This is a genomic window from Bradyrhizobium sp. WSM3983 (assembly GCF_000473045.1).
In the GTDB taxonomy this organism is placed as follows: Bacteria; Pseudomonadota; Alphaproteobacteria; order Rhizobiales; family Xanthobacteraceae; genus Bradyrhizobium.
This window is the reverse complement of the sequence record NZ_AXAY01000033.1, coordinates 80540-104541: the sequence shown is the minus strand read 5'-3', so window position 1 is coordinate 104541 and position 24002 is coordinate 80540. Positions and strand designations below refer to the sequence as shown.

The window sequence follows — 24002 nt, the reverse complement described above, 5'->3', positions numbered from 1 at the left end:
GTGGAATCGCGTCTCTACGCGGAAGATCCATTCCGCAACTTCCTGCCTTCGATCGGGCGGCTGGTGAAGTATCGCCCGCCGGCGGAAGTGAGCAAGGACGGCATCACCGTGCGCAACGACACCGGCGTGCAGGAGGGCGGCGAGATCTCGATTTATTACGATCCGATGATCGCCAAGCTCGTCACGCACGCGCCGTCGCGTGCGGCCGCGATCGAGGCACAGGCGACCGCGCTGGATTCGTTCTATGTCGACGGTATCAGGCACAACATCCCGTTCCTGTCGGCGCTGATGCACCATCCGCGCTGGCGTGAGGGCAATCTGTCGACCGGTTTCATCGCCGAGGAATTCCCCAAGGGCTTTGCAGTGCGCGTGCCCGACGGCGAAGTCGCGCGGCGGATCGCCTCGGTCGGCGCCGCCATCGATCACGTGCTCGGCGAGCGCAAGCGCCAGATCTCCGGCCAGATGGGCGGACGCATCGTGCAGCGCGAGCGCCGCCGTGCTGTCTGGCTCGACCGCCAGGAGATTTTGCTCGAGGTTGCTCGCGAGGGTGAGGCGATCGCGGTGCGCTTCCTCGACGCCGAGGGCAAGGCCGGCAATGCGCATTTGCTGCAGTCGCCGTGGAAGCCGGGTGATCCGGTCTGGCAGGGCACCATCGACGGCCATTTCGTCGCGCTGCAGGCGCGCCCGATCGCCAACGGCATCCGCCTCGCGCATCAGGGAGTCGAAGTGCCGGTCTATGTCTGGACCGAAGCGGAAGCTGCCTCGGCGCGCCTGATGCCGGTGACGACGGCCTCCGACGCCGGCAAGAAGCTGCTGTGCCCGATGCCCGGCCTCGTGGTCTCGATCGCGGTGACCGAAGGGCAGGAGGTCAAGGCCGGCGAGACGCTGGCCGTGGTCGAAGCCATGAAGATGCAGAACGTGCTCCGCGCCGACCAGGACGGCACCGTGAAGAAGGTCCACGCCAGCGCAGGCGCGACGCTAGCGGTGGACGCGCTGATTTTGGAGTTTGCGTAAGCGCTCCGGAGTACAAAAGACCCTCACCCTGAGGAGCCGCGCAAGCGCGGCGTCTCGAAGGGCGAGGCCACCAGCCGGGCCTTCATCCTTCGAGACGCGCGCAAGAGCGCGCTCCTCAGGATGAGGAATTTGAGAGTGAGGCAAGCATGGCCTTTCGTTCCCGCCGCGAGAAACTGCGCCTCATCCTGTCGGGCGGGACCTGCGTCCATCCCGGCTCGGTCTATGACGCGATTTCGATCCGCATTGCCGAGGATCTCGGCTTTCCGCTCGGCATGTTCGGCGGCTCGGTCGCCTCGCTTGCTGTGCTCGGCGATCCCGATGTCACCCTGATCACGCTGACTGAGTTGGCCGAGCAGATGCGGCGGATGTCGCGCGCCGCCGCGCTGCCGGTGCTGGTCGATGCCGACCATGGCTATGGCAATGCGCTCAACGTGCGCCGCACGGTGCAGGAGCTGGAGACGGCGGGTGCGGCCGGCCTCACCATCGAGGACACGCTGCTGCCGGCCGCCTTTGGCGAAGCCAAGGCGCAACTGATCTCGCTGGAGGAGGGCGTCGGCAAGATGAAGGCGGCGCTCGACGGACGCGGCGATCCCACGCTCGTCATCATGGGCCGCACGGGGGCTGCCTCGATCACCTCGATCGAGGATGCGATCCGCCGCGCCAAGGCCTATGAAGCCACCGGCGTCGATGCACTGTTCTTCACCGGCATCAAGTCGCGCGCTGAGCTCGAGGCCATCGTGGCCGCGACGCGTCTGCCGATCGTGCTCGGTGGTGCGCCGGACGAATTGAACGCGGTCGACTATCTCGCCAGCCAGCGCGTCCGCATCGCGCTTCAGGGCCATGCGCCGATCGCGGCGGCGACGCAGGCCGTCTACGACGTCCAGAAAGCGTTGCGCGAGGGCACGGCGCCGAAAGCGCTGAGGGGATTGCCGTCGGCGGAGCTGACCCATCGCGTCTTGCGCGAGGCCGAGGTAAAAGCACGCAGCGCCGATGTTCTCGGATTGAAAAGATGAGCCGGGCGATCCTCCAGGTGATGATCCGCGGGCGCGTGCAGGGCGTCGGCTATCGGGCCTGGGTCGAGGCCCAGGCGGTCACCTGCGGACTCGAAGGCTGGGTCCGTAACCGCCGCGACGGCAGCGTGGAAGCACTGTTCGCGGGTGCGCCCAAGCATGTCGCCGACATGGTCGCGCTGTGCCGCCACGGCCCGCCGTCCTCGCGGGTGGACAGCGTGACGAGCGAGACCGCGAGCATCGATGAGCTGAACCTGCGCGGGGCAGGAGAAGCGTTCTCGGTGTTGCCGACGGTTTAGTCGCGCTCACCTCGGCAGCTTCGAAATCGCTTCGCTCAGCTCGTGGATTTCATACGGCTTGCGCAGGATCGGGAAATCGCCGCGGACGTCGGCGGCGGCTTCGCTGTAGCCGGTGGCGAGCAGGATCGGCAGGCCGGGGTGGATCTGGCGCAGGCGATGGGCGAGGCCGAGCCCGTCCATCTTGCCGGGCATGACGATGTCGGAGAAGACGAAGTCGACGCCGTTGCTCTCGAGCTCGCGCAGCGCGGATTCGGCATCCGCAACCCGGTGCACACGGTAGCCGAGCTGCTCCAGCAAGCCAGTGCTGACAATTGCGACATCGGGATTGTCTTCGACCAGCAGCACCGTGCCGCTGCCGCGAACCGGCGCCGTCTCGAGGGCCTCGCTCGGTGCGGTCGCGGTTGCGCGCGGCAGCAGGATGGTGAAGGTCGTGCCCTTGCCGAGCTCGCTTGCGACCTTGACCGTTCCGCCAGCCTGATGCGCAAAGCCGTGCACCTGCGACAGGCCGAGGCCGGTGCCTTTTCCGACCGGCTTGGTCGTGAAGAACGGCTCAAAAATCTTGTCGACGACGTCGGAGGGGATGCCGAGCCCGGTATCGGCCACGGTGATGGCGACGAATTCGCCGCTGTGGAGCGGATCGTCCAGGACGATGTTGTGCGCGCCGATTGTCACCGTGCCGCCGTCGGGCATGGCGTCGCGCGCGTTGATGACGAGATTGAGCAGTCCCGTCTCGAACTCGGAGACGTCGGCCTTGACCGGCCAGACCGCGCGCTCGATGTCGAAGGCGAGGCGAACCGCGCTGCCGGCACCAGCGTGAAGCACTTCGCGGATCGCCTCGATGCGGTCGCCGAAATGGATCGCCTGGGGATTGACGCTCTGCCGCCGCGCGAAGGTCAGGAGCTGGCCTGTCAGCGCCCCGCCGCGCTTGGTGGCGGTCTCGATCGCCGAGATGGCGCGTTGGAACTTGGAGTCGTCCGGGTCGCCCTTCTTCAGGATGTGAAGGCTGCCGCTGATGATCATCAGGAGGTTGTTGAAGTCGTGCGCGACGCCGCCGGTGAGCTGGCCCAGCGCATCGAACTTCTGCGACTCGGCTAGCTGCGTCTGCATCGCCTCGAGTTTGATCTGCGTGTTGCGCCGCTCGGTGATGTCGCGGGTGATCTTGGCGAAGCCGATGAGGGCGCCGTCTTCGTAGATCGGGTCGATCACGACGCTGGCCCAGAAGAAGGTGCCGTCCTTGCGGACGCGCCAGCCTTCCTCCTCGTAGCGGCCCTGGTCCCGCGCGATGCCAAGCGCACGGGCAGGCTTGCCGTTGGCGCGGTCTGTCTCGGTATAGAAACGCGAGAAATGCTGGCCGAGAATCTCTTCGGGCGAATAGCCCTTGATGCGCTCGCCGCCGATGTTCCAGCTAGTGATGATCCCGGTGGGGTCGAGCAAATAGAGCGCGTAGTCCGCAACTCCCTCAACCAACAACCGGAAACTTCGCTCACTTTCGAACAAGTCTCTCTGCTGACTGAACTTTTTGACCATTCCGAACCCCGCCTCGACCGGAGCAAACGCTACAGATGGCGCTTGGTTCCCGTTCTCTGGGACGTTTTTAGGCAAATAGAGCGGACGGTATGCAGGGCGCAAGGCGATTGCGGCACTTGACACGCAATCTCATCCATCAGATATTTCTGTTATGACAGAAATAACCGGAAAGAAGAAGAAACTCCCTGCCGCCGTCGAGCGCTTCATCCTGCATTGGGGCGACATGGGGGATCAGTGGGGCGTCAATCGCTCGGTCAGCCAGATCCACGGGCTGCTCTATCTCGCCGAGGAGCCGATGACGGCCGAGGACATCGCCGATACGCTCGGCATGGCGCGCTCGAACGTCTCCAACTCGCTGAAGGAGCTGCTCGCCTGGAACCTGATCCGCCGGGTGCCGATCCTCGGCGACCGCCGCGACCATTACGAAGCCGAGACCGACATCTGGGAGGTGGCGGCCCGGATCGCGGCGCGTCGCAAGGAGCGGGAGCTCGATCCCGCGATCACGGCGCTACGGGCCTGCGTGTCCGATGCCGCTGAGGATCCGACCGTCAATCCGGTCGCGAGCAAACGGCTGAAGGAGATGCTCGCCTTCACCGAGCTCGCCGACCACTGGTTCATGCAGATGCTGAAGGTGCCGCGGCCGCGGCTGGTCGCCTTGATGCGGCTTGGCGAGAAGATCGCCAACCTGCTGCCGTTGGGCAAGGCCAAATAGTGGTGAGGAGGTTGCGATGACGTCGGCGAGATTATCAGGCTCCAACGCACCAACCTCCGCTCACATCAAGCTGCTCGACGACCGCCGCTTCCGCGCGCTGCTGTCGGACGAGGATTGGGGCCGGCTGCCGCTCGCGACCTGGCGGCGCTTCTCCAAGCGCGTCGCTGACGGTGACAGTGTTGTCTATGTCGGCGTGGTCGAGGAGGTCGGCTTCAGCGACATCGGCTGGTGGTTCGCGCAGGCCGCTCGCCTGATCGGCGGCCCGCTGCCGACCGGACGCGACACCGGCGTGCCCATGATCGTGACTGTTACCGAGGACGGCGCGACCGGCGGCCAGACTTGGACCCGCATCAGCGCGCGCAAGCGCGGCTTTCCGCAAGTGATCCATTCCGCCAAACGCTTCGCCTCCGCCAAACGCTTCGCCGGTCCAACCGGACTCGAAGAGTATGTCGGCTTCGGCGTCTCCATGGCGCTCCGGATCGCCGTCGAGGGCGAGACGCTGACCTTCCGCAGCGCTGGTTACGGCCTCCAGTTGGGACGGCTCTGGATCCCGCTGCCGCAGTGGCTCGCGCCGGGCGATCTCACGGTGACGCATTCCGATCTCGGCGAGGGCGCGTTCCGCTTCACCCTCGATGTCATTCATCCGCGTTACGGCGCGCTGATCCGCCAGTCCGCCGTGTTCAGGGAGGCCGTGTCATGACGCCGCTCTTGTGGACGCTCATCGCCATCCAGATTGTGATGGGCGTGTTCGACACCTTTTATCACCATGAGTTCACCGAGCGCCTGGCCTGGCGCCCGTCGCAGCGTTTCGAGCTGAAGCTGCACGGCATCCGCAACATGCTCTATGCGCTGCTGTTCCTGCTGCTCGGCTGGCTGGAGGTCTATGGCATGCTGGCGCTGCTGATCGTCGCTGTCCTGGTCGCCGAGATCGTCATCACGCTGATGGATTTCGTCGAGGAGGATCTCAGCCGAAAGCTGCCGCCGAGCGAGCGGATCAACCACACGCTGCTGGCGATCAACTACGGCGCCATCCTGGTACTGCTGTTGCCGGTGCTGATCAATTGGGCTATGCAGCCCTTTGGCGTGACGGTCGTGTATCAGGGCCTGCGCAGCCTCGCCGCGAGCGCCTGCGCGGTTGGAGCTGCGCTCTGCGGCGTCAGGGATTTTGCCGCGATGCGCCGGCTCGGCCGCATGAAGAGCGTTCCCGCAGACGGGCTTGTCGAGAAGATCTCCGGCCGTAAGACTGTGCTGATCACAGGTGCGACCGGATTCATCGGCAGCCGCCTTGCGGCGAGCCTCAGCGGCGCAGGGCATCACGTCATCGCGCTCATTCGCAACCCCGTGAAGGCGGAGATGCTGCCGCCACCGGTCACGCTGATCACCAGCCTCGATCAGCTTGCCGCGGACACGCCAATCGACGCCATCGTCAATCTCGCCGGCGAGCCGATCGGCAACGCCCTCTGGACCGAGGCGAAGCGCGCGAAGATTCTTGGCTCGCGCATCGACATGACCAGCGAGGTCGTCAAGCTGATCGCGCGGCGCGAGCGCAAGCCCGAGGTGCTCATCAGCGGCTCGGCGATCGGTTGGTATGGCCTGTGGGCCGACCAGGTGCTGACGGAATCGGCCAAGTCGCACGCCTGCTTCAGCCATGAGCTCTGCGCAGCCTGGGAGAAGGCGGCTCGGCCGGCGGAGGAGCTTGGCGTCCGCGTGGTCAATTTGCGCATCGGCCTCGTGCTCGGCACGGAAGGCGGCTTCATCACGCGCATGCTGACGCCGTTCGAGTTCGGCCTCGGCGGTCCCATCGGCACTGGCCGGCAGTGGATGTCCTGGATCGAGCGCGACGATCTCATTCGGCTGATCGCCTATGTGATGGCGACGCCCGATCTCAGCGGGCCCGTCAACGCCACCGCGCCGATCCCTGTCACCAACGCAAAGTTCACCGAAGAGCTCGGCCGCCGTCTGCATCGGCCCGCGGTGTTCCGCATTCCCGGCGGTTTGTTGCGCCGGATCGGCGGCGGCTTCGCCGACGAGCTCCTGCTCGGCGGTCAGCGCGTATTGCCGAACAAGGCGCTGAGCCGCGGTTTTGTCTTTCGGCACGAGACGCTGCGCAGTGCGTTCGAGGCGATCCTGTGAGGCTTCAGGTGGCGGCTACGTTCCGGAACGTCGCTACCACCGCACGCAACGCCGCCAGCTTGGCGGGATCGCTGACCTTCGAATGCAGCATCACCTTCGAGCTGCCGAGTTTCGGCAGCTTGTGCGCGGGTCCGATATCGACCAACCCGGGAGGCGCGATCCGTCGCGCCAGCGGCGTGATCGCAAGTCCGGCAAGTGCGGCTGCGACCACCGCGGTGACACCGCCGCCAACGAAGCGCTCGCTCCAGGTGAGGCCGGCCTTGTCGAGCGCGCGCACGGCAATCGCCCGGACGCCGCAGGGAGGGGCGAGCGTCGCAAGCGGCAGTGCTTCGCCCTTCGGCAGAGCTAGGCGTCGCGACGCGAACCAGCCGAATTCGTCCTCCGTCAGCTTCTCGCCGCCGCGGCGGCTGCCTTCCTGACGGACGATCACTGCGTCCAACTGGCCTGCGTCATAAGTATCCTGCAATTCGCGCGAGAAGCCGATGGTAACGGCAAGTGTAAGGTTCGACGACATCGCGTGCAGGCGTTCCAGCAGCGGGACCAGTTCAGGGCCTGCGGCGTGATCGGAGATGCCGAGCGAGAGCGACTGTGCGGCCGGTGCCTCGCCCGACAGCGCGCGGTCATGCGCCGCCATCAGCGCGCGGGCACGATCGAGGAAGCTGGCGCCGTCGGCGGTGAGCCGGACCGCGCGCGGCGAGCGCTCGACGAGGCGTTTGCCCAGCAATGTCTCCAGCCGCTGCAGCTTGAGGCTGACCGCGGCTTGCGTCGTGCCCAGCGCCTCGGCGGCGCGTGTAAAGCTCTGCAGGTCGGCGACCAGCAGGAAGGCCTGGACGGTGGCGATGTCGAGTGTGGCTGTCATTATGAATCGTTATCACTGGTATCAACAGACATAAGATACCAAAATGAGGAGGGGAGGTCTAGCTTCTCGCCAACGCCGCGCAAGCAGCGCGACATCCTGAGGAGAACGACAATGCCCCTGATCACCGTATCCTACACCTCGTCGCGCCAGTCGCCGTCACTGAAGGCCGACATCGCCAATGCCGTATCCGAGCTCACCGCAAAAATCTTGCACAAGGATCCCAAGGTCACCGCGATCATCGTGAAGCCGGTCGATGCGGGTGACTGGTTCGCCGGCGGCAAGTCGCTCGCCGAGCAAAAGCTTGCCAGCTACTGGATCGACATCCACGTCACCGAGGGCACCAACACCAAGGACGAGAAGGCGGCTTATCTCGCCGCCATGTTCAAGCGCATGGCCGAGATCTTGGGCCCGCTGCATCCCGAGACCTATCTGCATGTCGACGAGGTCAAGGGCGACGCTTATGGCTTTGGCGGCCTGACCCAGGAGCGGCGCTACATCGCCGGCAAGCTCGAAGTGTCGCTAGCTGCGGCGTGAGGCTGCAAGCCGCGGGTGAGGCATCTCACCCGCGGCTCTTGTCGTCAGCTCGCCGCGCGGAGCTGAACCTCGGAATTGTTCATGAAGCACGTCTTGTCGAACAGTTTCAGGTCCAGCGGGTTCGGCAGCCTGACATCGCTGAGATCGGGGCAGGGCTTGACGGAGGAGTCATAGGATCGATCGATCTGCGAGATGAAGACGACGATCAGCCCCTTGTCGCGCGCGAAGGATTTTAGCGCGCGCACCTGAACGGTCAGGTCGGGGTTTTCCCGCCTCTGGTCAAGCAGTTGCAGATAGTCGATCACCACGACCGTGCCGCGGGGGGCCGCGGCCATTTGCTTGACGATGTAGTCGGCGCTGATGGCGTCGGAGCAATCAACCTCGAAGAGTTTGTCGAACTCCGCCGGCTCCACGCCAATCGCACGCAAGCGGTCCAGCACGTCTTTCTCGGTGTATTCGAGTGAGAAGAATGCCGCACGATCGCCGGACTTCATGGCCTCCACGGCAAGCTCGAGGCTCATCAACGTTTTGCCCTGACCGGGGCGTGCGCCGACCAGCACGAGGTCGCCCGGCCTGAATTGCGGAAACAGCCTGTTGGCCGGCGTCAGTGCGGCAGCTTTCGCCGCCAGCAAGCTCCAGGCGGAAAACCCTTCCGTCGTGGCGATGCGGTCAAGCGCGTCGTGGAGCGGGATGCCTTCGTCGCGGGACAGGCGCTTCGCTTTTCGCTTCAGATGATAGATCGGGGCGGACAATCTCATCGTCAAAACCTCCCATTGCGAGCTGAAACGCAATCCCTCCTTATGCCTGGCGCTCGAACAGTCGGTCCGATGGTTTAGTCGCCCGGCATGAGGTCTGCTTTCCCGGCGGAGGGGGGAGGCGTGGGCGGCACCTGAAACAAGTGTAACCGATTCCGCGCCGATGGAGAACGCGCGCAGCGCGTCTCCAGCAGGAATGCGTCAGGTGGCTGCTTCCGGCAGCAGGGCGCGGGTCGGCCCGAACAGCTCTTCAAAAGCCTGCCGAAGCGCGACGTCGACGTCGGCCAGGGTCACCAACTGGCCGAGATCGACCAGCGAGGTCACGCCGTAGCGGGGATCGGCAACGCCGCAGGGGACGATGCCGGCGAAATGCGAAAGCTCCGGCTCGACATTGATGGCGATGCCGTGGAACGAGACCCAGCGCTTCAGCCGCACGCCGATCGCCGCGATCTTGTCCTCGTGCTCAGGCCCCTTGTCGGGGCGCTTCACCCAGACGCCGACCCGGTCCTCGCGCCGCTCGCCGCGGACATTGAAGGCGGCGAGCGTCTTCAGGATCAGTTCCTCCAGGCTTGCGACATAGGCCCGCACGTCCGGCCGGCGGCGCTTGAGGTCGAGCATGATGTAGGCCACCCGCTGGCCCGGACCGTGATAGGTGAGCTGGCCGCCGCGCCCGGAGGCAAAGGTCGGGAATCGGGGATCGAGCAGGTCGGAGTCCTTGCCCGAGGTTCCGGAGGTGTAGAGCGGGGGGTGTTCGAGCAGCCAGACCAGCTCGGGTGCCTCGCCCGCCGCAATGGCGGCGACGCGGGCCTCCATGGCGGCCACCGCCACCGGATAGGGCACCGGAGCGTCCGAGATTCGCCACGCGACGGGCTCGCCGCCTGAGGCGGAAAACGGCGTCAAATCGAGCTCTTGGCGCTTGTTTTGGCGGGGGCTTTGAGGCGAATTAACCATTGCCTAACTATAACGTGGTGATGATCGCAGGCGCAAATGCCAAGTCCTTTGGCGTTGAGTCCCAGGTTGCGGCGGTTCTGACAGTGCCCACACTCGACAAAGTCACCGTGGATCTCATGGTCGTCCTCGGGACGACCACCATGCCGATCCATCAAGTATTGCGTCTTTCCCGCGGCGCCATCATCGAGCTGGACGCAACTGAGGCCGATGAGGTCAAGGTTCTGGCCAACAATCTGCCGGTGGCCTCCGGCGTCGTGCTGGTCGACCGCAACCGGATCGCGGTCGAGGTCAAGCAGATGCTGCCGCGCACGCCCGGGACCCGGTAGGGTCGGTCGGGCAGGGGCGGAACATTTTCTTCCCAAGCTTGTGGAATTCAGGGCTTCGGCAGGCTTGTACCCCACTGATGGATTTGTTAGATCGGCGCCGTTGATCCGGCAGGCCTCAAGCCCTTAGCCGGCATCCCCAAAGCGCTCGTGGCGGAATTGGTAGACGCGCTGCCTTGAGGTGGCAGTGAGTAAAATCGTGGGGGTTCGAGTCCCTCCGAGCGCACCATGGGCGCAAGCCATTGATACGAAGAACGTTTTCGCGATTTTCTACCCCACATTGTTACTCGCTGAACATTGCTAACTCTGTTCCTTGCAAATCCTCACTATTTGATCGCGCGTCTGGCGCAGCGCTTGTTCCCGTGGTCGTCGCATCCTTATTTGAACCAAGGCCGGGCGAAGCTAAAGCGCGATTTCCTTACGAGAGGACGGCAGCGTAGCCCAGCGTAGAAATCGGCGGGGTTCGTTCTCTTGTCCGGCGCGCAGGACTGGCGAGATCGGAGCTGCGGCCCCACGGCCGAACGAGCGGTCAATCCGCCTCGCTTTGCGGTTCAAGTCATCGTGACGGTCGAGCCTCAACTCGGCGTGAGAGTGGCAGGCCGTGCGTCTTGTCCGTTGTCGCGATCGCCATATGTCGTGAACTTAGCTCAGCTCGTAGACGGCGCAGGCTCAAAGCAGAAACGTCCAGGGAGGAAAGCGAGCATACATAACAACGAACGAGATTGAATGATGGCCCGTTCTGCCGAAGCGACCTTCAATCAAACCGCTCCGCTTTTTCGAACTCCTGCGCCTCCGATCAGCGAATATCATCCGCCGGCACGGGTGCATCCGAATTTTGAAAATCGCTCGATGGTGAACTACTCGCCATCAGAGATTGTGAGGCGCCGTTCCGCAGCATGGTCAGGCTTGATCGTGGAAACGGTAGAGATCATGCGGCACAATCCGTTTGAGTATCGATTCCGGGCTCCCTGCCATCTGCTTATTGCCGCGGAACTCGCGGAGCGCCACGACGGTGAGACGTTTGTTGAAGGCCTGCCGCGGTCGAGCTTGCGCAATTTCACGGGCAAGCTGACCTTCGTTCCCGCTGGTCGTGACTTTCGCGGGTCGCAGAAACCGCGGACGCTAAACCGCACAACTTATTTCTACATCGATCCGCGCGGACCTCTTGCCGATCCCGTGCTGCGGTTTGGCGAGATCGAATTCAGGCCGCGGCTGTTCTTTTGCGATCACGATCTCTGGCAGACTGCTCTCAAGCTCAAATCGCAGGTCGAAAACCCGGGCGCGATGCTTCGGCAATACGCCGAAGCCCTCGGAACTTTGCTGACGCATGAACTCGTACGCATTAACGGCGACGCCGCACTCCGCGAAACAGTCACTCGTGGCGGCCTTGCGAGCTGGCAGCGCAAGCAAGTGGCCGCCTATATCGAGGAGCATGTTGCTGATGACATCCCGCTTGGAACCCTGGCCGAACTGGCGCGGCTAAGCCCTTGGCATTTCTCCAGGTCGTTCAAGCAGTCCTTCGGTGTGCCGCCACACAAATATCATGCCTGTCGCCGAATTGAACGAGCCAAACAGCTATTGGCGAATCGCGAGCTGTCCATCACCGCGATCGCTTTTGAGGTGGGCTTCAGCGAAACCAGCACATTCACCGCCGCATTTCACAGACTGACCGGCCAGAGCCCGAGCAACTATCGCCGTAACTTGGACTGAAGTGCGGCGTCCGCGCCAGTTCTTCCAAAAGCGATGAGTCGGAAATCCACGGTGCTGGAGGTTCCGGGCGGCTGAACAAGACAGCTTCAAGTTAGGTGCCATCCGGCTCGACATTGGGGAGATGTGCGACGCTGTCGCCCAGCGACCGCCGCTGAATAGCTTCCAGACAGTCGTGATTTGCGCAAAACCGGTGCAAATTCCGCAAACGAACCAAAGTCATTGCGAAGCGAATGGATACATTTCCAATTCGTGCCCCCTTATTCCGCAAACGCCAACCGATGGCGTTCGCGAGCAGCCGCAAAGCAGTCGGTTGTGGGGTGATCGTTTCGCAATAGAGGAGCAACCCGTGGCCAAACGCCCAACACTCACCACTACCAGCGGCATGCCGGTGCCCGACAATCAGAACAGCATTACAGCAGGCCCGCGCGGCCCGGTTCTGATGCAGGACTTTCATCTCCTGGAGAAACTGGCGCACCAGAACCGCGAGCGCATTCCCGAGCGCACAGTTCACGCCAAGGGCTCGGCTGCCTATGGCACGCTGACCATCACGCACGACCTCACAAGGTACACGAAAGCCAAGGCATTACAGAAGGGCAAGAAGACCGAAGCGTTCCTGCGCTTCTCGACGGTGGCGGGCGAACGCGGCGCAGCCGACGCCGAGCGCGATGTGCGGGGCTTCGCGCTGCGATTCTATACCGAGGAGGGCAACTGGGACCTCGTCGGCAACAATACGCCGGTGTTCTTCGTGCGCGATCCGCTGAAGTTCCCCGACTTCATCCATACGCAGAAGCGGCACCCGATGACCAACATGCGCTCGCCGACCGCGATGTGGGACTTCTGGTCGCTGTCGCCGGAAAGCCTGCACCAGGTGACTATCCTCATGTCCGATCGCGGCCTGCCGCAAAGCTATCGGAACGTCGACGGCTTCGGCTCGCATACCTATTCGTTCATCAACGCCAAGAATGAACGGCACTGGGTCAAGTTTCATTTCAAGACCATGCAAGGCATCAAGAACTGGACCAACGCCGAAGCCGCTCAGAAGGTGGCTTACGACCGCGAGACCCATCAGCGCGACCTGTTCGAGTCGATCGAGAAGGGCGATTTCCCGAAGTGGAAATTCTCCGTGCAGATCATGCCGGAGAGCGATGTCGACAAGCACCGGTACAACCCATTCGACTTGACCAAGGTGTGGCCGCACAAGGACTACCCATTGATCGAGGTCGGCGTTCTCGAACTCAACCGCAATCCGAAGAACTATTTTGCCGAGGTCGAGCAGGCGGCGCTCGCGCCCTCGAACATCATACCGGGTATCGGCCATTCGCCAGACAAGATGTTGCAGGCCCGGATTTTTTCCTATGCAGACGCGCATCGCTACAGGGTCGGTGTCAATGCGCACCAACTCCCGGTGAACCGGCCGCGAGCAGAGATGAACGACTATCACGCTGACGGCTCAATGCGGCTCGAGGGCAAGCCGTACCCCGACGCTTATTACGAGCCGAACTCGTTCAACGGCCCGCTTGAGGACCACAGTTACCGAGAGCCGCAGCTCAGAATTACGGGAGATGCGGCCCGTTACGATCATCGAGACGAGAACGATGACTATCGGCAGCCGGGAGAGCTGTTCCGCCTGATGACGGCCGATCAGAAGCAGCAGCTATTCAATAATATCAAGGAAGCGATGGACGGCGTACCCGGCAACATCGTCCAGCGGCAGCTTGTTCACTTCTATCGCGCCGATCCCGCCTATGGCGCAGGTGTCGCCAAGGCACTGGGCATCGATTTCAAGCCCGACGTAGTCGCCGCCGAGTAGGTCTGCGCATAGCGGGCCGGCGGCGTTTCCCGAGCGCCGTCGGCCACCCCGACCTGCAATTCGTTTCGTGGCGCGATCTGCTCGCGCTCGACCCCCTTCGTCTCATCTTTGGAGTCAACGATGTCTAACCACCTTGCACCCAAGCTCCTTGCAGAGTTCATCGGCACCTTCGCGTTCGTCTTCATCGGCGCGGGCGCTGCGGCCGTAGTCGGCGAAGGTGTCGGACTGCCCGGTATCGCTGCGGTTGCCTTCGCGCACGGCCTGGCCATCATGGCCTTCGCCTTCGCCTTCGGCTCAATATCGGGCGGGCATATGAATCCCGCCGTCACTGTCGGCGTTCTCGCCGCGGGCGCGATGCGCGTCGGCGAAGCAATTGGCTACATCATCAGCCAGCTCATCGGAGGTGTCGCGGGCGCGCTCTTGCTGCGAACCGTTCTCGGCGGTGCTGCCACCGGCCTCGGCGTGCCCGTGCTTGCGCACAATCTCGCTTTGGGCGCCACATCGGTTACGATCACGCCCGCCGCCGGCTTCATGATCGAGGCGTTGCTGGCTTTTTTTCTGGTCACGGTCGCACTCAGCACGGCGGTTGCGGGCCGCGCCGGCAACCTCGCGCCGCTGGCAATTGGAATGACGTTGACCTTCAACATCGTCATGGGCGGGGCGCTCACGGGCGCGCCCTTCAACCCGGCGCGGGCTCTTGGCCCGATGGTCGCGACCGGCAAATTCGATGATGCCTGGCTGTACCTCTTGGCCCCGATCGTTGGCGCCATCGTCGCTGCCATTGTCCACACCGGCCTCGGCCGGCTCGCCCAGGAGGAACTGGCGGCCGGTCCGGGCAGGGCGTCGCAGACGCCCGCCTAGCGATACGCGGAAATCAGGACATACCAAGGTCAATCTTTGCGACGCTCAAGCGCCAACTCGGGGTGAGGGCGTCGCATACTCGAGCGACGTTAAGCCCGGAGCTCAGCTCTGGCGCACTGGGTCGAAAAGCACCTACACGCGCGAAATGCACCTTATGCTTCGAACGATCCTGATAACCCATTGAAATCGCAACAAATGCGACCGCCCTCCGAGCGCACCAAACCAATAAGTCGTTGATACCAAGCATGTTTTAGCGATCCCACGCCGGATTCTGAATGCTGGTTCGTGAATCCGCGTCCGAGCGTTGCTCTCGTATGGTGGTAGCCGCTTTGAACCATACTCCGCCAAGGAATCGGTGCGACGCGATGCGATGAAAGCAGCGCTTGGCCGGCGACTTGCCTACTCCTGCATTTTGCGTGCATCGTTCAGTTCATTTCAGAACGACGTGTCCTGCGAGCGCGGCCACGGTCCCCAACAGGACGAAAGCCGGCCAAAACACCGTCGAACGCGGCATGCGCGTACATGAATGGAGCCCGACGGTCGCTGCGATGCCAAGCGCAATCACGGCGAGCGCCAGGCGCTCCGACGGCCCGCCGGGATCGATGATCCAGTCCGCGCATGCGCTGGCGACGGTTTGGGCCAGCATTGCGGTGGTCCAGAAGAAGCCGCGGACATCGGTACCATCCGCCGGACTTGGAAGGTTTCCCGTGAGGCGATAGCTGATCACGAACGAGAAGGCGAGCAAGATGGCGATGAGCAGAATCGCGCCGCTGTCGCCGATTCCCATCGAGACGTCGGTTGTCCTTGCGAGCACCGCTCCCAAGAGACTCAGCAAGAATGCGGCGGACCAAAACATCATCCGCGGAAGCCGCCGGGTCGCTCCCTGCAACATCGACATCGCAAGGAAGCACAGCATAAGCGCGACGATCACTCTTCCCGAGCGATGAAGGTAGATATGATTGAGTGCATGGCCCGCGATTTCGCCAGCCATGGCCGCGAGAAGCCAGTTCATCCAAAAAATGGCCGAGAACTCCGGAACGATGCTCATGCGGACCGACGGCGTGCCATTCCGAGCCCTCGTGCCATCCTTTGTCCTGGTGTTCATCCTGCAAGCCCAGATTTGACAGCGGGAAGGGGAGAGCGATGTGTCGTGCGTTTACGTGCGAACCAGTCGCTGACGTTCTGGAGGTAGATGTAGACCACTGGCGTTGTGAACAGCGTCAATAGCTGCGAAACGATCAGGCCGCCGACGATCGCGAAGCCGAGCGGTTGCCTCAATTCCGATCCGGTCCCCGTGCCGATCATCAGCGGCACGCCTCCGAGCATCGCGCACATGGTCGTCATCAGGATCGGACGGAATCTGACCTTGCAGGCCTCCAACGCGGACTGTTCGGCCGAAAGTCCCCTATGGCGCTCGGCCTCGAGCGCGAAATCGATCAGCATGATGCCGTTCTTTTGCACGAGGCCGATCAGGAGAATGATCCCGATCAGCCCGATGACGTCGAGCCCGAAGCCGAAAGTCCAGAGCGTCATGAGCGCACCGAGCCCGGCGGACGGTAGCGTCGACAGGATCGTGACAGGATGGATCGTGCTTTCATAGAGCATGCCGAGGATCAGATAGACCGCGACAATCGCAGCCAGGATCAGGACGGGCGTGGAGGCGAGCGCGGACTGGAAAGCCTGGGCGTTGCCCTGGAAGCTCGTCGCGATGGTCGACGGCATATGCAATGCGGCCGTTTCCTGCTGCACGGCGGCGACCGCCGTGCCGACAGCGGTGCCGGGCGACAGATTGAAGCTCAGCGTGACCGACGGAAACTGGTTCTGATGGTTCACCGCCAGTGCCGCCGAGCCATATTCGATGGTCGTGAACTGACCGAGCGGCACCATCGATCCGTTCGACGAGTGAACGTAAATGCGGTTCAGCGCATAGGGGCCGGACTGGAACGACGGATCGACCTCGAGGATCACGTAGTAGGTGTTCAATGTGGTGAAGAGCTGGGCGACGTGACGCTGGCCGAACGCATCGTACAGCGTATTGTCCACCGCCGCCGGATCGATACCGAGGCGGGAGGCGGCATCGCGGTCGATCTTGAGCTTGAGTTGACGCGCGGCATCGGCCTGGTCGCTGGCGACGTCGGCGAGCTCCGGCCGCTTTTTCAGGTTCTCGAACAGCTTGCCGGCCCAGCTGTTCAGCTCGTCCTGGTTTACATCCGTGAGCGTGAACTGGTACTGGGTCTTGGACAGGCGGCTGGCAAGATTGATGTCTTGCGTCGCCTGCATGAACACGGCGATCCCCTGGAGCTTCGCAAGTTTGCTATCGAGCTGCCGGATCACCTCGTCGGCGCTGAACTGACGCTCGTTCCGCGGCTTCAACAGCACGAACAGGCGGCCGTTATTTTCGGTTACGGTAGGGCCGCCCGGGCCGATATAACCGGTGGCGTTGGCGACCGAAGGGTCCTTCGCAATCACGTCGATCACGCTCCGCTGCAGCTCCGCCATCTCTGTCGGTGAGACGTCAGCCGACGATTCCGTGATCCCGGTGATCATGCCAGTGTCCTGCTGGGGAAAGAACCCTTTCGGAATGCCCGCGAACAGCGCGCCGGTTGCGACAACGCTTGCAAGCATGACCGCCAGCGTCGCGAGCTTGAAGCGCAATGCGACGGACAGGAGAGCCTCATAATAGCGCTGGATCGCCACGAATCCGCGCTCCAGCGTCTGCGATACCACGCCCGCACCTGCGCCGTGGTCGGAAAGCAGGTAGGCGCACATCGTCGGCGTCAACGTCACAGACACGATGACGGAGACTGCGATCGCAACGCACACGGTGACCGCGAACTCCTGGAACATCCGTCCGATCACGCCACCCATCAGCAGCAGCGGAATGAACACCGCAACCAGCGACACCGAAATCGATATGATGGTGAACGCAATCTCGCCGGCGCCCTTCAGCGCGGCCTGCAGCGGCGACAGTCCCTCTTCGATATGCCGCGAGATGTTCTCGATCATGACGATCGCATCGTCGACGACGAAGCCGACCGCGATGGAAAGACCCATGAGCGACAGATTGTCGAGGCTGTAGTTCAAGAGATACATCACGCCGAACGTGCCGATCAGCGAGATCGGCACCGAAATCGCGGGAATGACGGTCGCCCAGAAATTGCGAAGGAACAGGAAGATGACGCCGACCACGAGGGCGATGGTGAGAAGCAGCGTGAACTGCACGTCGGAAACACTGGCGCGGATCGTCTGCGTCCGGTCCGATGCGATCGTGACCTTGACATCCGAGGGCAGGCCCGCGACCAGTTGGGGCAGCAGCTTCTTGATGCCGTCCACCGTGCTGATCACGTTGGCGCCCGGCTGGCGCTGAATGGCGAGGACCACCGCCGGCTTGTCGTTGTACCAGCCGTGCAGCGTCACGTCCTCCGCCGCGACTTCGGCATGGCCGATGTCACGCAGCCGCACCGCTGCGCCGTTCCGGTAGGCGATGATCAGATCTTCATAGCTATTGGCGGTCAGCACCTGGTCATTGGTCGCAAGCGTGTAGGCCTGTTGATTGCCGTAGAGTACGCCCTTGGGCTGGTTGACGGTGATGTTGCCGAGTGTCGAGCGCAATTGCTCCAGATCGATGCCGGCCGCGGCAAGCTTTGCCGGATTGACCTGGACGCGGATCGAGGGTTTTTGCATGCCGCCGATCGTGACCAATGACACGCCCGGCACCTGCGACAGTTTTTGCGCCAGGATGCTGTCGGCATAGTCGTCGACCTTGGTAAGCGGTTCGGTGTCCGACGTCAGTGCGATCAGGAGCACCGGCACGTCGGCCGGATTGATCTTCCGGAAGATCGGCGGCGACGGCATGGTTTTCGGCAATTGGCCGGCCGCCGCATTGATCGCGGCCTGCACGTCCTGCGCGGCAGCGTCAGTGCTGCGGCTCAGCGCGAATTGCAGGGTGATCTCGGTGTTGCCGAAGCCGCTCGACGAGGTCATGGCGGTCAGGCCCGCGATCTGCCCGAACTGGCGCTCCAATGGCGTGGCGACCGACGAGCCCATGGTTTGCGGATCGGCGCCGGGCAGTTGCGCGGTGACCTGGATCGTCGGCGTGTCCACCGTCGGCAGGGCCGAAACGGGCAAGCGGAAGAAGGCCACCAGGCCGATCAACGTGATGCCGATCGCGAGGAAGGCCGTGGCGACGGGTTTGCGAATGAAGCCTTGGGAGATACTCATGGCAGCATACCTGCGCTTGCGGTGGTGGCGTTCTGAACCATGTCCTTGCGATGATCGGGTACGACTTCGACCGATGTCCCGGGCTTCAGCCGGTACTGACCGGCGGTGACAACGGTTTCGTCTCCGGACAGGCCCTGGTCGATCAGCACCTTGTCTTCGCGCGACTGGCCGGGCTTGATCTCACGCGCGCTCACGACATGGTTCGCATCGACGACGTAGACGAAGGTGCCGCTTGGTCCCTGCTGAACAGCCGTCAGCGGCACGGTGACCGCATCATGGCGGATCGCGATGGTGAGATGGATGTTGACGAACGATCCCGGCCAAAGGCTTTTCCTTTCGTTCGGAAAGGACGCCTTCAGCCGCACCGTGCCGGTGGATGCGTCCACCTGATTGTCGATCAGCATCAGGCTGCCATGGTCGAGCTTGTGCGTGTTGGCCGCGTCATAGGCGTCGACTGACGCATCGCCGGATGCGATCGCGCTCTGCACGTCGGGAATGTCGGTCGAGGGCAGGGTGAAGATGATCGAGATCGGCTGGAGTTGCGTGAGAGTCACAAGGCCGGTGGCGTCGGTTGGATGCACGATATTGCCGGGATCGATGTGACGGATGCCAGTGATCCCGTCGAAGGGCGCGGTGATCGTGGTGTAGCTCAACTGGGTTTGCGCAGCCTCCAGCGCCGCCTTGTCGAGTGCGACCGTGCCTTGGCTCTGCGCGACCTGGGAGTTCTGGGTATCCAGCAACTGCTGGGTCGCAAATCCGCGCGCGGCAAGTGGTTGCGTCCGCGCCAGGTTGACTTGCGAGTTCTTCAAGCCCGCCTGATCGCGAGCGAGGGCGGCTTCCGCCTGGTCGACCTGCGCCTCGAACACGCGCGGATCGATTTTCGCCAGCACATCGCCGCGTTTCACGTCCTGCCCCTCGACGAAATCGACGCTGTCGAGCGTCCCCTGGACCTGGGTGTGGATGGTCGCTGTGTTGATGGGCGTCACGGTGCCGAGCCCTTCGAGTACGATGGGCACGTCGCCCTTGTGCGCATGCGCAGCCGTCACCGGAACGGGCGGTGCGGCCTTGGATGTTGCCTTGGATGTCGCCTTGGGCTCAGCTGCATTGCTTGGTGCGGGGGCGTGCAGGAAATACCCGCCGATTCCGAGCCCGATCAGGAGGACCGTGCCGGCGAGGAGAAGAGTCTTTCTGGACGGCATCGCTTCACACTCCATGATGACGGCTTTGGCGGCTGGCATTGGCGACCAGCTCCAGCACGAAGGTTTCGGCTGCGCTCGCCGCGGCTCGTGCGCCGTTCGCTGCGGCCGAATCGAACCCGATGATCCGTGCGTCGATATCGGCGGCGTGGAGCGCGGTGATGAGATCAGCCGGTGAGTCCTCGCGATCCTGACGCCGCACCACGAGCCGGATAGCAGCTGCGGCGCGGACGATGCGAAACGACAGCGCCGTACAGGGAACGGCAATCGCGAGGAGGCCAGCACAGTCGATGGCTCCCCGCAGCACGAGCTCGAGCGCGGAGCGCGCCGTCTTGCCCTCTGCAAGCAGGATCAACTGGTGTGCCTCCAGGTCTTGCCGCGCCAGCTCAGCGGCAACGCCGTGCAAAATCTCATCGGGCAAGTTTTTACCGGGAAGGGCACCGCGGACGGAAACGGTGGACCACGAAGCGAGTGGCGTCAGACGGCGCCAGCGGCGTAGCTCCTCAGGCGTCGCGACCAGCGGGTCCGGCCCGGCAATGACTGCGACGGTGACCTTTACGGTGGTGCGTGCCGGTCGCGCGGCGATCCCGTAGGGCAAGCGTATTGACATGGCTTGAGATTGGGCGCGGCGGGTCTATTATTCAAATGAATTGACCTAATTCCCAAATTCACGTTGTGCATCGAAGCCCATGAGACTCCGCAACCTCGATCTCAATCTGCTCCTGGTGTTCGACGCGGTGCTGCGGGAGCGCAGCGTGGTTCGCGCCGCAGACAGCCTCGCCATCAGCCAGCCGGCCGTCAGTCACGCGCTCAACCGGCTGCGCCATGCGTTGAAGGACAAGCTGTTCATCCGCACACCCGCAGGAATGAGCCCGACCCCCAGAGCCGAGCAGCTGGCGCTTCCCGTTCGCAAGGCACTCAACGAGCTGCAGCTCGCGGTCGAGGGTGACACCTTCGACCCCTCCACGGCGGACCGGCGGTTCACGATCGCGGTGAACAACTATGCAGCCGTGGTCGCGGTGGGGCCGATCTTGGCCGCGGTGCGCGCGCAAGCACCGAGCGTGCGACTGTCACTCGTGCCCAGCGGGACCCTGAATCTCGCGGATCGATTGGACCGCGGCGAGCTCGATCTTGCATTGTCGGGGCGGGTTATCGATGGTGAACGGTTCGCCTCGCAACAGCTCATCGAAGATCGCTTCGTGGCCGTGCTCCGGAGCGGCCATCCGACGCTTCGAAAGCGGTTGACGGCGGGGGTGCTTGCCGAACTGGGGCATCTGGGAATCAGCTCAAGCGGGGAGAATTTGGAGTTTATGGATGCGTTCTTCAAAGCAAGGAAGAACGCCCGCTTTGTCGCCTCTGACGTGCCCTATCTCTCCGCAGGGGCGGTTCTGGTGCAATCGAACCTGGTCGCCATCCTCGGACGCAAGCTGGCGCTGGAGTTCCGCCGCGCCTATCCCATCGAGATCAGGGAGCTGCCGTTCGAAGCCCCAGTTCTGCACAGCGTGATGAATTGGCATCGGCGCTTTGACGATGTCCCTGCCCACCGATGGTTGCGTAGTACAATTATCGGAGCCGCCACCACCTTATGAGCGGTGGACGCATCTGACGGGAAGCAGGTCCGGTCTCGTGCCGGTTTGGGTCCTCCGCCTTGAACGGCTCTCATGGTCCTGAAATGCACCCAATCGTTTCACCCATATCGCTAAGCCATTGAAACCGCAGCAAATGCGACCGCCCTCCGAGCGCACCATAAACCCACCTTTGGCAATTTGAAATTGCTGAGCGTTTTCCGGATGTTACCCGGGAGTATTACCCCTCCGTTCCCGTGCGGTGTCCGTACGTTACGTCGTTCGCTTCGGGTGCCAGAGAAGGTCGTCAAATGACTGGCTCTGGTCGAACGCGACGATCTTTTCCATGCCACTGACGCCGAGCTTCTCTCGATTCGCCTGAGCGATGTCGTGCGCGGGCATTTTCGGATCAGTCCTGCCGAACATGGCCATCATCAAAATAAAAACATCCCCGCGGGGAAGCGGGGATGTGCAGTGCCGTGAGCCGCGCGCTTGCGCAGCCTTGCTTCTCGTTGGCGTCAGGCCGTGGCGACGAGGCCGCGACGACGATAAGCGAAGAAGCCGAGCGCGCCGAAGCCGAGGATCATCATCGCCCAGGTCGAGGGCTCCGGAACCGCGGTCACGACGCCCGCGCCGTGGATTTCAGCACCCGTTGCGCCGAAGCCGAGGAGGTCGACGGCCCACTGGCCGGTTACCAGATTGCCGTTCGACCCGATGTCAGTCGCGGGTGCGCCAAGCTTGTTGAAGAAGCTGACGACGTCGCCGGACGACAGTGTCAGATTGAACATGCCGCCATCGGCTGCCGAGTAAAACTGGATCGACGACGCGTCGAGGCTCGTCGCGAGGCCACCGAGGGAATAGTGGAAGTCGACGATCGAGCTTGTCGGATTGCTGGCGGGGCTGTCGATCTCGAACGAGAACGACCAGCTCTTGTTGGCACCGCTGAAGGCGGTGGTCGACGCAAAGGAATCCCATGTGCCGGAACCGGTGTAGAGAACGCCTGCGCTGGCGTTGCTAATCGCGCCCACGAACATCGCGGCCGCAACCAAGATCGAAGAGAAGAACTTATTTCGCATTTACTGCCCCTGTAGTGTCAAAGGTTAACCCTTGCTCAAGCAGCTATTACATTGCTTCATGATAGTGGAGTGACGTTTGCAAGTTGGTGTTATGTTAATTTATGAGATAAAGGGACCCAGACTCGGGAGCGTCGCAATAAATGTGATTGCTGATTTATTTGCGACGCTGAATGCGATTTCCCGCGCCTCAGCTGGCGCCTGGTCCGGCCAGCGTAAAGCCGACCATCATGAGGCCGATTGCGGCAATCCAGCCGCCGAGCGCGCGAAGTGCGATGCCGCGCCACGCCGATGTCGCTCCGGCTTCTGCACGACGAAAAGCGATTACGATCGCCATCGTCAGTGTGATCGTCGCGTATCCTGCGCAGGCCAGTCCGGCGCCGAACAGCACAAGATTGGTGGCAGGCTCGACCGCGGCTGCATTGGCAATTCCGCGCATGACTGCCAGCGCGAAGCCAACGAGACCGAGCAGCGGCGCGGGAAGGCGCAGGCCCGCGGCCAGAGCCAGACCAAGCCCGGCGATCAGGGTTGCGTTGGCGACGTCGCCTGAAAAGTTCGTGCCATCCGCTATGGCGAGCGCAAAGCCAGCGGCGAGCCCGAACGGAAAGAGCACGACGAGCCAGCGGCTGCGCGGAGCTCCGAGCGAGCCGGCCAGCAAGCCAAGCGCAATCCACAGCACGACGTCGTTGAGATCTGTCAAAGGGTGGAATGCGCCTGCGTAGAAGTCGCCAAAGCGTGTCCCGATCAAGTGGGCATGCGCCGAGCCGACCGGGACGATCAGTGCGGCGAGACCTGCGATCAGGAGCTTGATCAGGTTCCTCATCACGCCATTCCTCCAAGACTACGAGCCAGAAAATAACAGCCGAGCAGGGCGATGGCCGCACCCATGCCACGTATCAGGCGATCTCCGATCGGCCAGCGCAGCAGCAGCCCGATGGAGATGCCGCAAAGATGCAGCAGGCCGGTCGCGACGACGAAACCGATTCCGTAAGCGAACGGATTGGCAGCGTGGGGCAGCTCGGCGCCATGCGCATAGCCATGGAAGATCGCGAACACCGCGACGATGGCCGCGGCGACGGTAAACGGCGTTTTGAGGCGAACCGCCACGGCGATCCCTAGAACGAGAGCTGAAAGCGCGATAACCGGCTCCTGGAACGGCAGCGGTAATTTGAGGATGCCGAGCACGCCTCCCATCGCCATGACGATAGGAAATGTGATCGGAAGGACCCAAATTGCGGGCATGCCGAGCTGTGCACCCCAGATGCCGACGGCCACCATCGCGATCATGTGGTCCAGGCCGGTCAATGGATGCAGGAAGCCGCTGGCAAACCCTCCGGCTATCCCGGCCTGCTCATGTGCGAAGGCTGGTTGGCTGAGCGATATGAAGACGGCGAGCGCCAATCCGCCGCGCAGTGCAGTACCAAGCGGGAAAGCAAACTGTCGCATTTG

At 63.0% G+C, this 24002-nt stretch carries 23 protein-coding genes, 1 tRNA gene and 1 pseudogene; 13 read left to right on the top strand and 12 right to left on the bottom strand.

The features are described from left to right. From YUA_RS0134215 to YUA_RS0134200, 3 genes are all read left to right on the top strand, one after another. Nucleotides 1-1014 (top strand): biotin/lipoyl-containing protein (locus tag YUA_RS0134215; RefSeq protein WP_027534714.1); only part of this gene is annotated, 1014 nt, incomplete at its 5' end. A 146-nt stretch (nt 1015-1160) separates the two neighbouring features. Next, complete coding sequence (locus tag YUA_RS0134205; protein ID WP_027534713.1) at nt 1161-2027, top strand: oxaloacetate decarboxylase; 867 nt, start codon at nt 1161-1163, stop codon at nt 2025-2027. Beyond that, a complete protein-coding gene (locus YUA_RS0134200) occupies nt 2024-2323 on the top strand; it encodes an acylphosphatase (RefSeq protein ID WP_027534712.1) in 300 nt (99 codons plus the stop codon). Before YUA_RS0134205 ends, YUA_RS0134200 begins: the two co-directional genes overlap by 4 nt. A 6-nt stretch (nt 2324-2329) precedes the next feature. Here the strand turns inward: YUA_RS0134200 and YUA_RS0134195 are convergent, their stop codons facing one another. Next, nucleotides 2330-3850, bottom strand: coding sequence for a PAS domain-containing sensor histidine kinase (locus YUA_RS0134195; protein ID WP_027534711.1), 1521 nt, complete (start codon nt 3848-3850; stop codon nt 2330-2332). 151 nt (nt 3851-4001) lie between these two features. On the opposite strand from YUA_RS0134195, the gene YUA_RS0134190 reads away from it, so the two are divergent. From YUA_RS0134190 to YUA_RS0134180, 3 genes are read left to right on the top strand one after another with little or no spacing between them, the layout of a single operon-like run. Further along, a complete protein-coding gene (locus YUA_RS0134190; RefSeq protein ID WP_027534710.1) occupies nt 4002-4562 on the top strand; it encodes a GbsR/MarR family transcriptional regulator in 561 nt (186 codons plus the stop codon). 16 nt (nt 4563-4578) lie between these two features. Continuing rightward, complete coding sequence (locus YUA_RS0134185; RefSeq protein WP_027534709.1) at nt 4579-5262, top strand: DUF4166 domain-containing protein; 684 nt, start codon at nt 4579-4581, stop codon at nt 5260-5262. Then, nucleotides 5259-6695, top strand: a complete 1437-nt coding sequence (locus YUA_RS0134180; protein ID WP_027534708.1) for a TIGR01777 family oxidoreductase — start codon at nt 5259-5261, stop codon at nt 6693-6695. The genes YUA_RS0134185 and YUA_RS0134180 overlap by 4 nt, the downstream gene beginning before the upstream one ends. 4 nt (nt 6696-6699) lie before the next feature. On the opposite strand, the gene YUA_RS0134175 is transcribed toward YUA_RS0134180, so the two are convergent. Further along, nucleotides 6700-7554, bottom strand: coding sequence for a LysR family transcriptional regulator (locus tag YUA_RS0134175; RefSeq protein ID WP_027534707.1), 855 nt, complete (start codon nt 7552-7554; stop codon nt 6700-6702). Nucleotides 7555-7665: 111 nt separating this feature from the next. Between YUA_RS0134175 and YUA_RS0134170 the strand changes: the two genes are divergently transcribed. Further along, nucleotides 7666-8088: a 4-oxalocrotonate tautomerase family protein gene (locus YUA_RS0134170; protein ID WP_027534706.1), complete on the top strand. Its 423-nt coding sequence runs from the start codon at nt 7666-7668 to the stop codon at nt 8086-8088. 44 nt (nt 8089-8132) lie between these two features. Here YUA_RS0134170 and YUA_RS0134165 read toward each other — a convergent pair whose 3' ends face one another. Beyond that, the gene (locus tag YUA_RS0134165) at nt 8133-8846 is read right to left on the bottom strand and encodes a DNA helicase (RefSeq protein ID WP_027534705.1); all 714 of its coding nucleotides are present in this window, start codon (nt 8844-8846) and stop codon (nt 8133-8135) included. A gap of 198 nt (nt 8847-9044) precedes the next feature. Further along, nucleotides 9045-9794, bottom strand: a complete 750-nt coding sequence (gene lipB, locus YUA_RS0134160; protein WP_027534704.1) for a lipoyl(octanoyl) transferase LipB — start codon at nt 9792-9794, stop codon at nt 9045-9047. 83 nt (nt 9795-9877) lie between these two features. On the opposite strand from lipB, the gene YUA_RS0134155 reads away from it, so the two are divergent. The 5 genes from YUA_RS0134155 (at nt 9878) to YUA_RS45945 (ending at nt 14498) form a co-directional block, all read left to right on the top strand. Then, nucleotides 9878-10120 (top strand): FliM/FliN family flagellar motor switch protein, encoded by a 243-nt coding sequence (locus YUA_RS0134155; protein ID WP_011088012.1) that lies wholly within the window; start codon nt 9878-9880, stop codon nt 10118-10120. A gap of 141 nt (nt 10121-10261) precedes the next feature. Then, nucleotides 10262-10346 (top strand) — tRNA-Leu (locus YUA_RS0134150). A 500-nt stretch (nt 10347-10846) separates the two neighbouring features. Beyond that, entirely contained in the window at nt 10847-11827 is a 981-nt protein-coding gene (locus tag YUA_RS0134145) for a helix-turn-helix domain-containing protein (RefSeq protein ID WP_198029559.1), read from the top strand. A gap of 346 nt (nt 11828-12173) precedes the next feature. Further along, the gene (locus YUA_RS0134140) at nt 12174-13637 is read left to right on the top strand and encodes a catalase (protein WP_027534702.1); all 1464 of its coding nucleotides are present in this window, start codon (nt 12174-12176) and stop codon (nt 13635-13637) included. Nucleotides 13638-13757: 120 nt separating this feature from the next. Further along, the gene (locus tag YUA_RS45945) at nt 13758-14498 is read left to right on the top strand and encodes an MIP/aquaporin family protein (RefSeq protein WP_051383528.1); all 741 of its coding nucleotides are present in this window, start codon (nt 13758-13760) and stop codon (nt 14496-14498) included. Between the two features lie 430 nt (nt 14499-14928). Here YUA_RS45945 and YUA_RS52075 read toward each other — a convergent pair whose 3' ends face one another. Genes YUA_RS52075 through YUA_RS0134115 form a run of 4 tightly spaced genes read right to left on the bottom strand, consistent with a single transcriptional unit; the run spans nt 14929 to nt 20525 of the window. Continuing rightward, nucleotides 14929-15603: a hypothetical protein gene (locus YUA_RS52075; protein ID WP_245285330.1), complete on the bottom strand. Its 675-nt coding sequence runs from the start codon at nt 15601-15603 to the stop codon at nt 14929-14931. Continuing rightward, nucleotides 15600-18719: an efflux RND transporter permease subunit gene (locus YUA_RS0134125; RefSeq protein WP_027534700.1), complete on the bottom strand. Its 3120-nt coding sequence runs from the start codon at nt 18717-18719 to the stop codon at nt 15600-15602. Before YUA_RS0134125 ends, YUA_RS52075 begins: the two co-directional genes overlap by 4 nt. Further along, nucleotides 18716-19918 carry an efflux RND transporter periplasmic adaptor subunit gene (locus YUA_RS45940; RefSeq protein ID WP_245285329.1) on the bottom strand — a complete coding sequence of 401 codons (1203 nt, stop codon included), beginning with the start codon at nt 19916-19918 and terminating at the stop codon, nt 18716-18718. Before YUA_RS45940 ends, YUA_RS0134125 begins: the two co-directional genes overlap by 4 nt. A 4-nt stretch (nt 19919-19922) precedes the next feature. Further along, on the bottom strand, nt 19923-20525 hold the full coding sequence (locus tag YUA_RS0134115; RefSeq protein WP_245285328.1) for a hypothetical protein: 603 nt from the start codon (nt 20523-20525) through the stop codon (nt 19923-19925). 79 nt (nt 20526-20604) lie between these two features. Here YUA_RS0134115 and YUA_RS0134110 point away from each other — a divergent pair, with 79 nt between their 5' ends. Then, complete coding sequence (locus tag YUA_RS0134110; protein WP_027534698.1) at nt 20605-21504, top strand: LysR family transcriptional regulator; 900 nt, start codon at nt 20605-20607, stop codon at nt 21502-21504. Between the two features lie 249 nt (nt 21505-21753). Here YUA_RS0134110 and YUA_RS50485 read toward each other — a convergent pair whose 3' ends face one another. The 4 genes and pseudogenes from YUA_RS50485 to YUA_RS0134090 all read right to left on the bottom strand — a co-directional run bounded on the left by YUA_RS50485 (nt 21754) and on the right by YUA_RS0134090 (nt 23999). After that, complete coding sequence (locus YUA_RS50485) at nt 21754-21915, bottom strand: hypothetical protein (RefSeq protein WP_156947450.1); 162 nt, start codon at nt 21913-21915, stop codon at nt 21754-21756. An 83-nt stretch (nt 21916-21998) separates the two neighbouring features. Beyond that, nucleotides 21999-22103, bottom strand: a pseudogene (locus YUA_RS52830) (PEPxxWA-CTERM sorting domain-containing protein); the annotation flags it as partial. 640 nt (nt 22104-22743) lie between these two features. Further along, nucleotides 22744-23376: a HupE/UreJ family protein gene (locus tag YUA_RS0134095; RefSeq protein WP_027534696.1), complete on the bottom strand. Its 633-nt coding sequence runs from the start codon at nt 23374-23376 to the stop codon at nt 22744-22746. Further along, on the bottom strand, nt 23376-23999 hold the full coding sequence (locus tag YUA_RS0134090; protein WP_051383527.1) for a HupE/UreJ family protein: 624 nt from the start codon (nt 23997-23999) through the stop codon (nt 23376-23378). The genes YUA_RS0134095 and YUA_RS0134090 overlap by 1 nt, the downstream gene beginning before the upstream one ends. Nucleotides 24000-24002 lie beyond the last annotated feature (3 nt).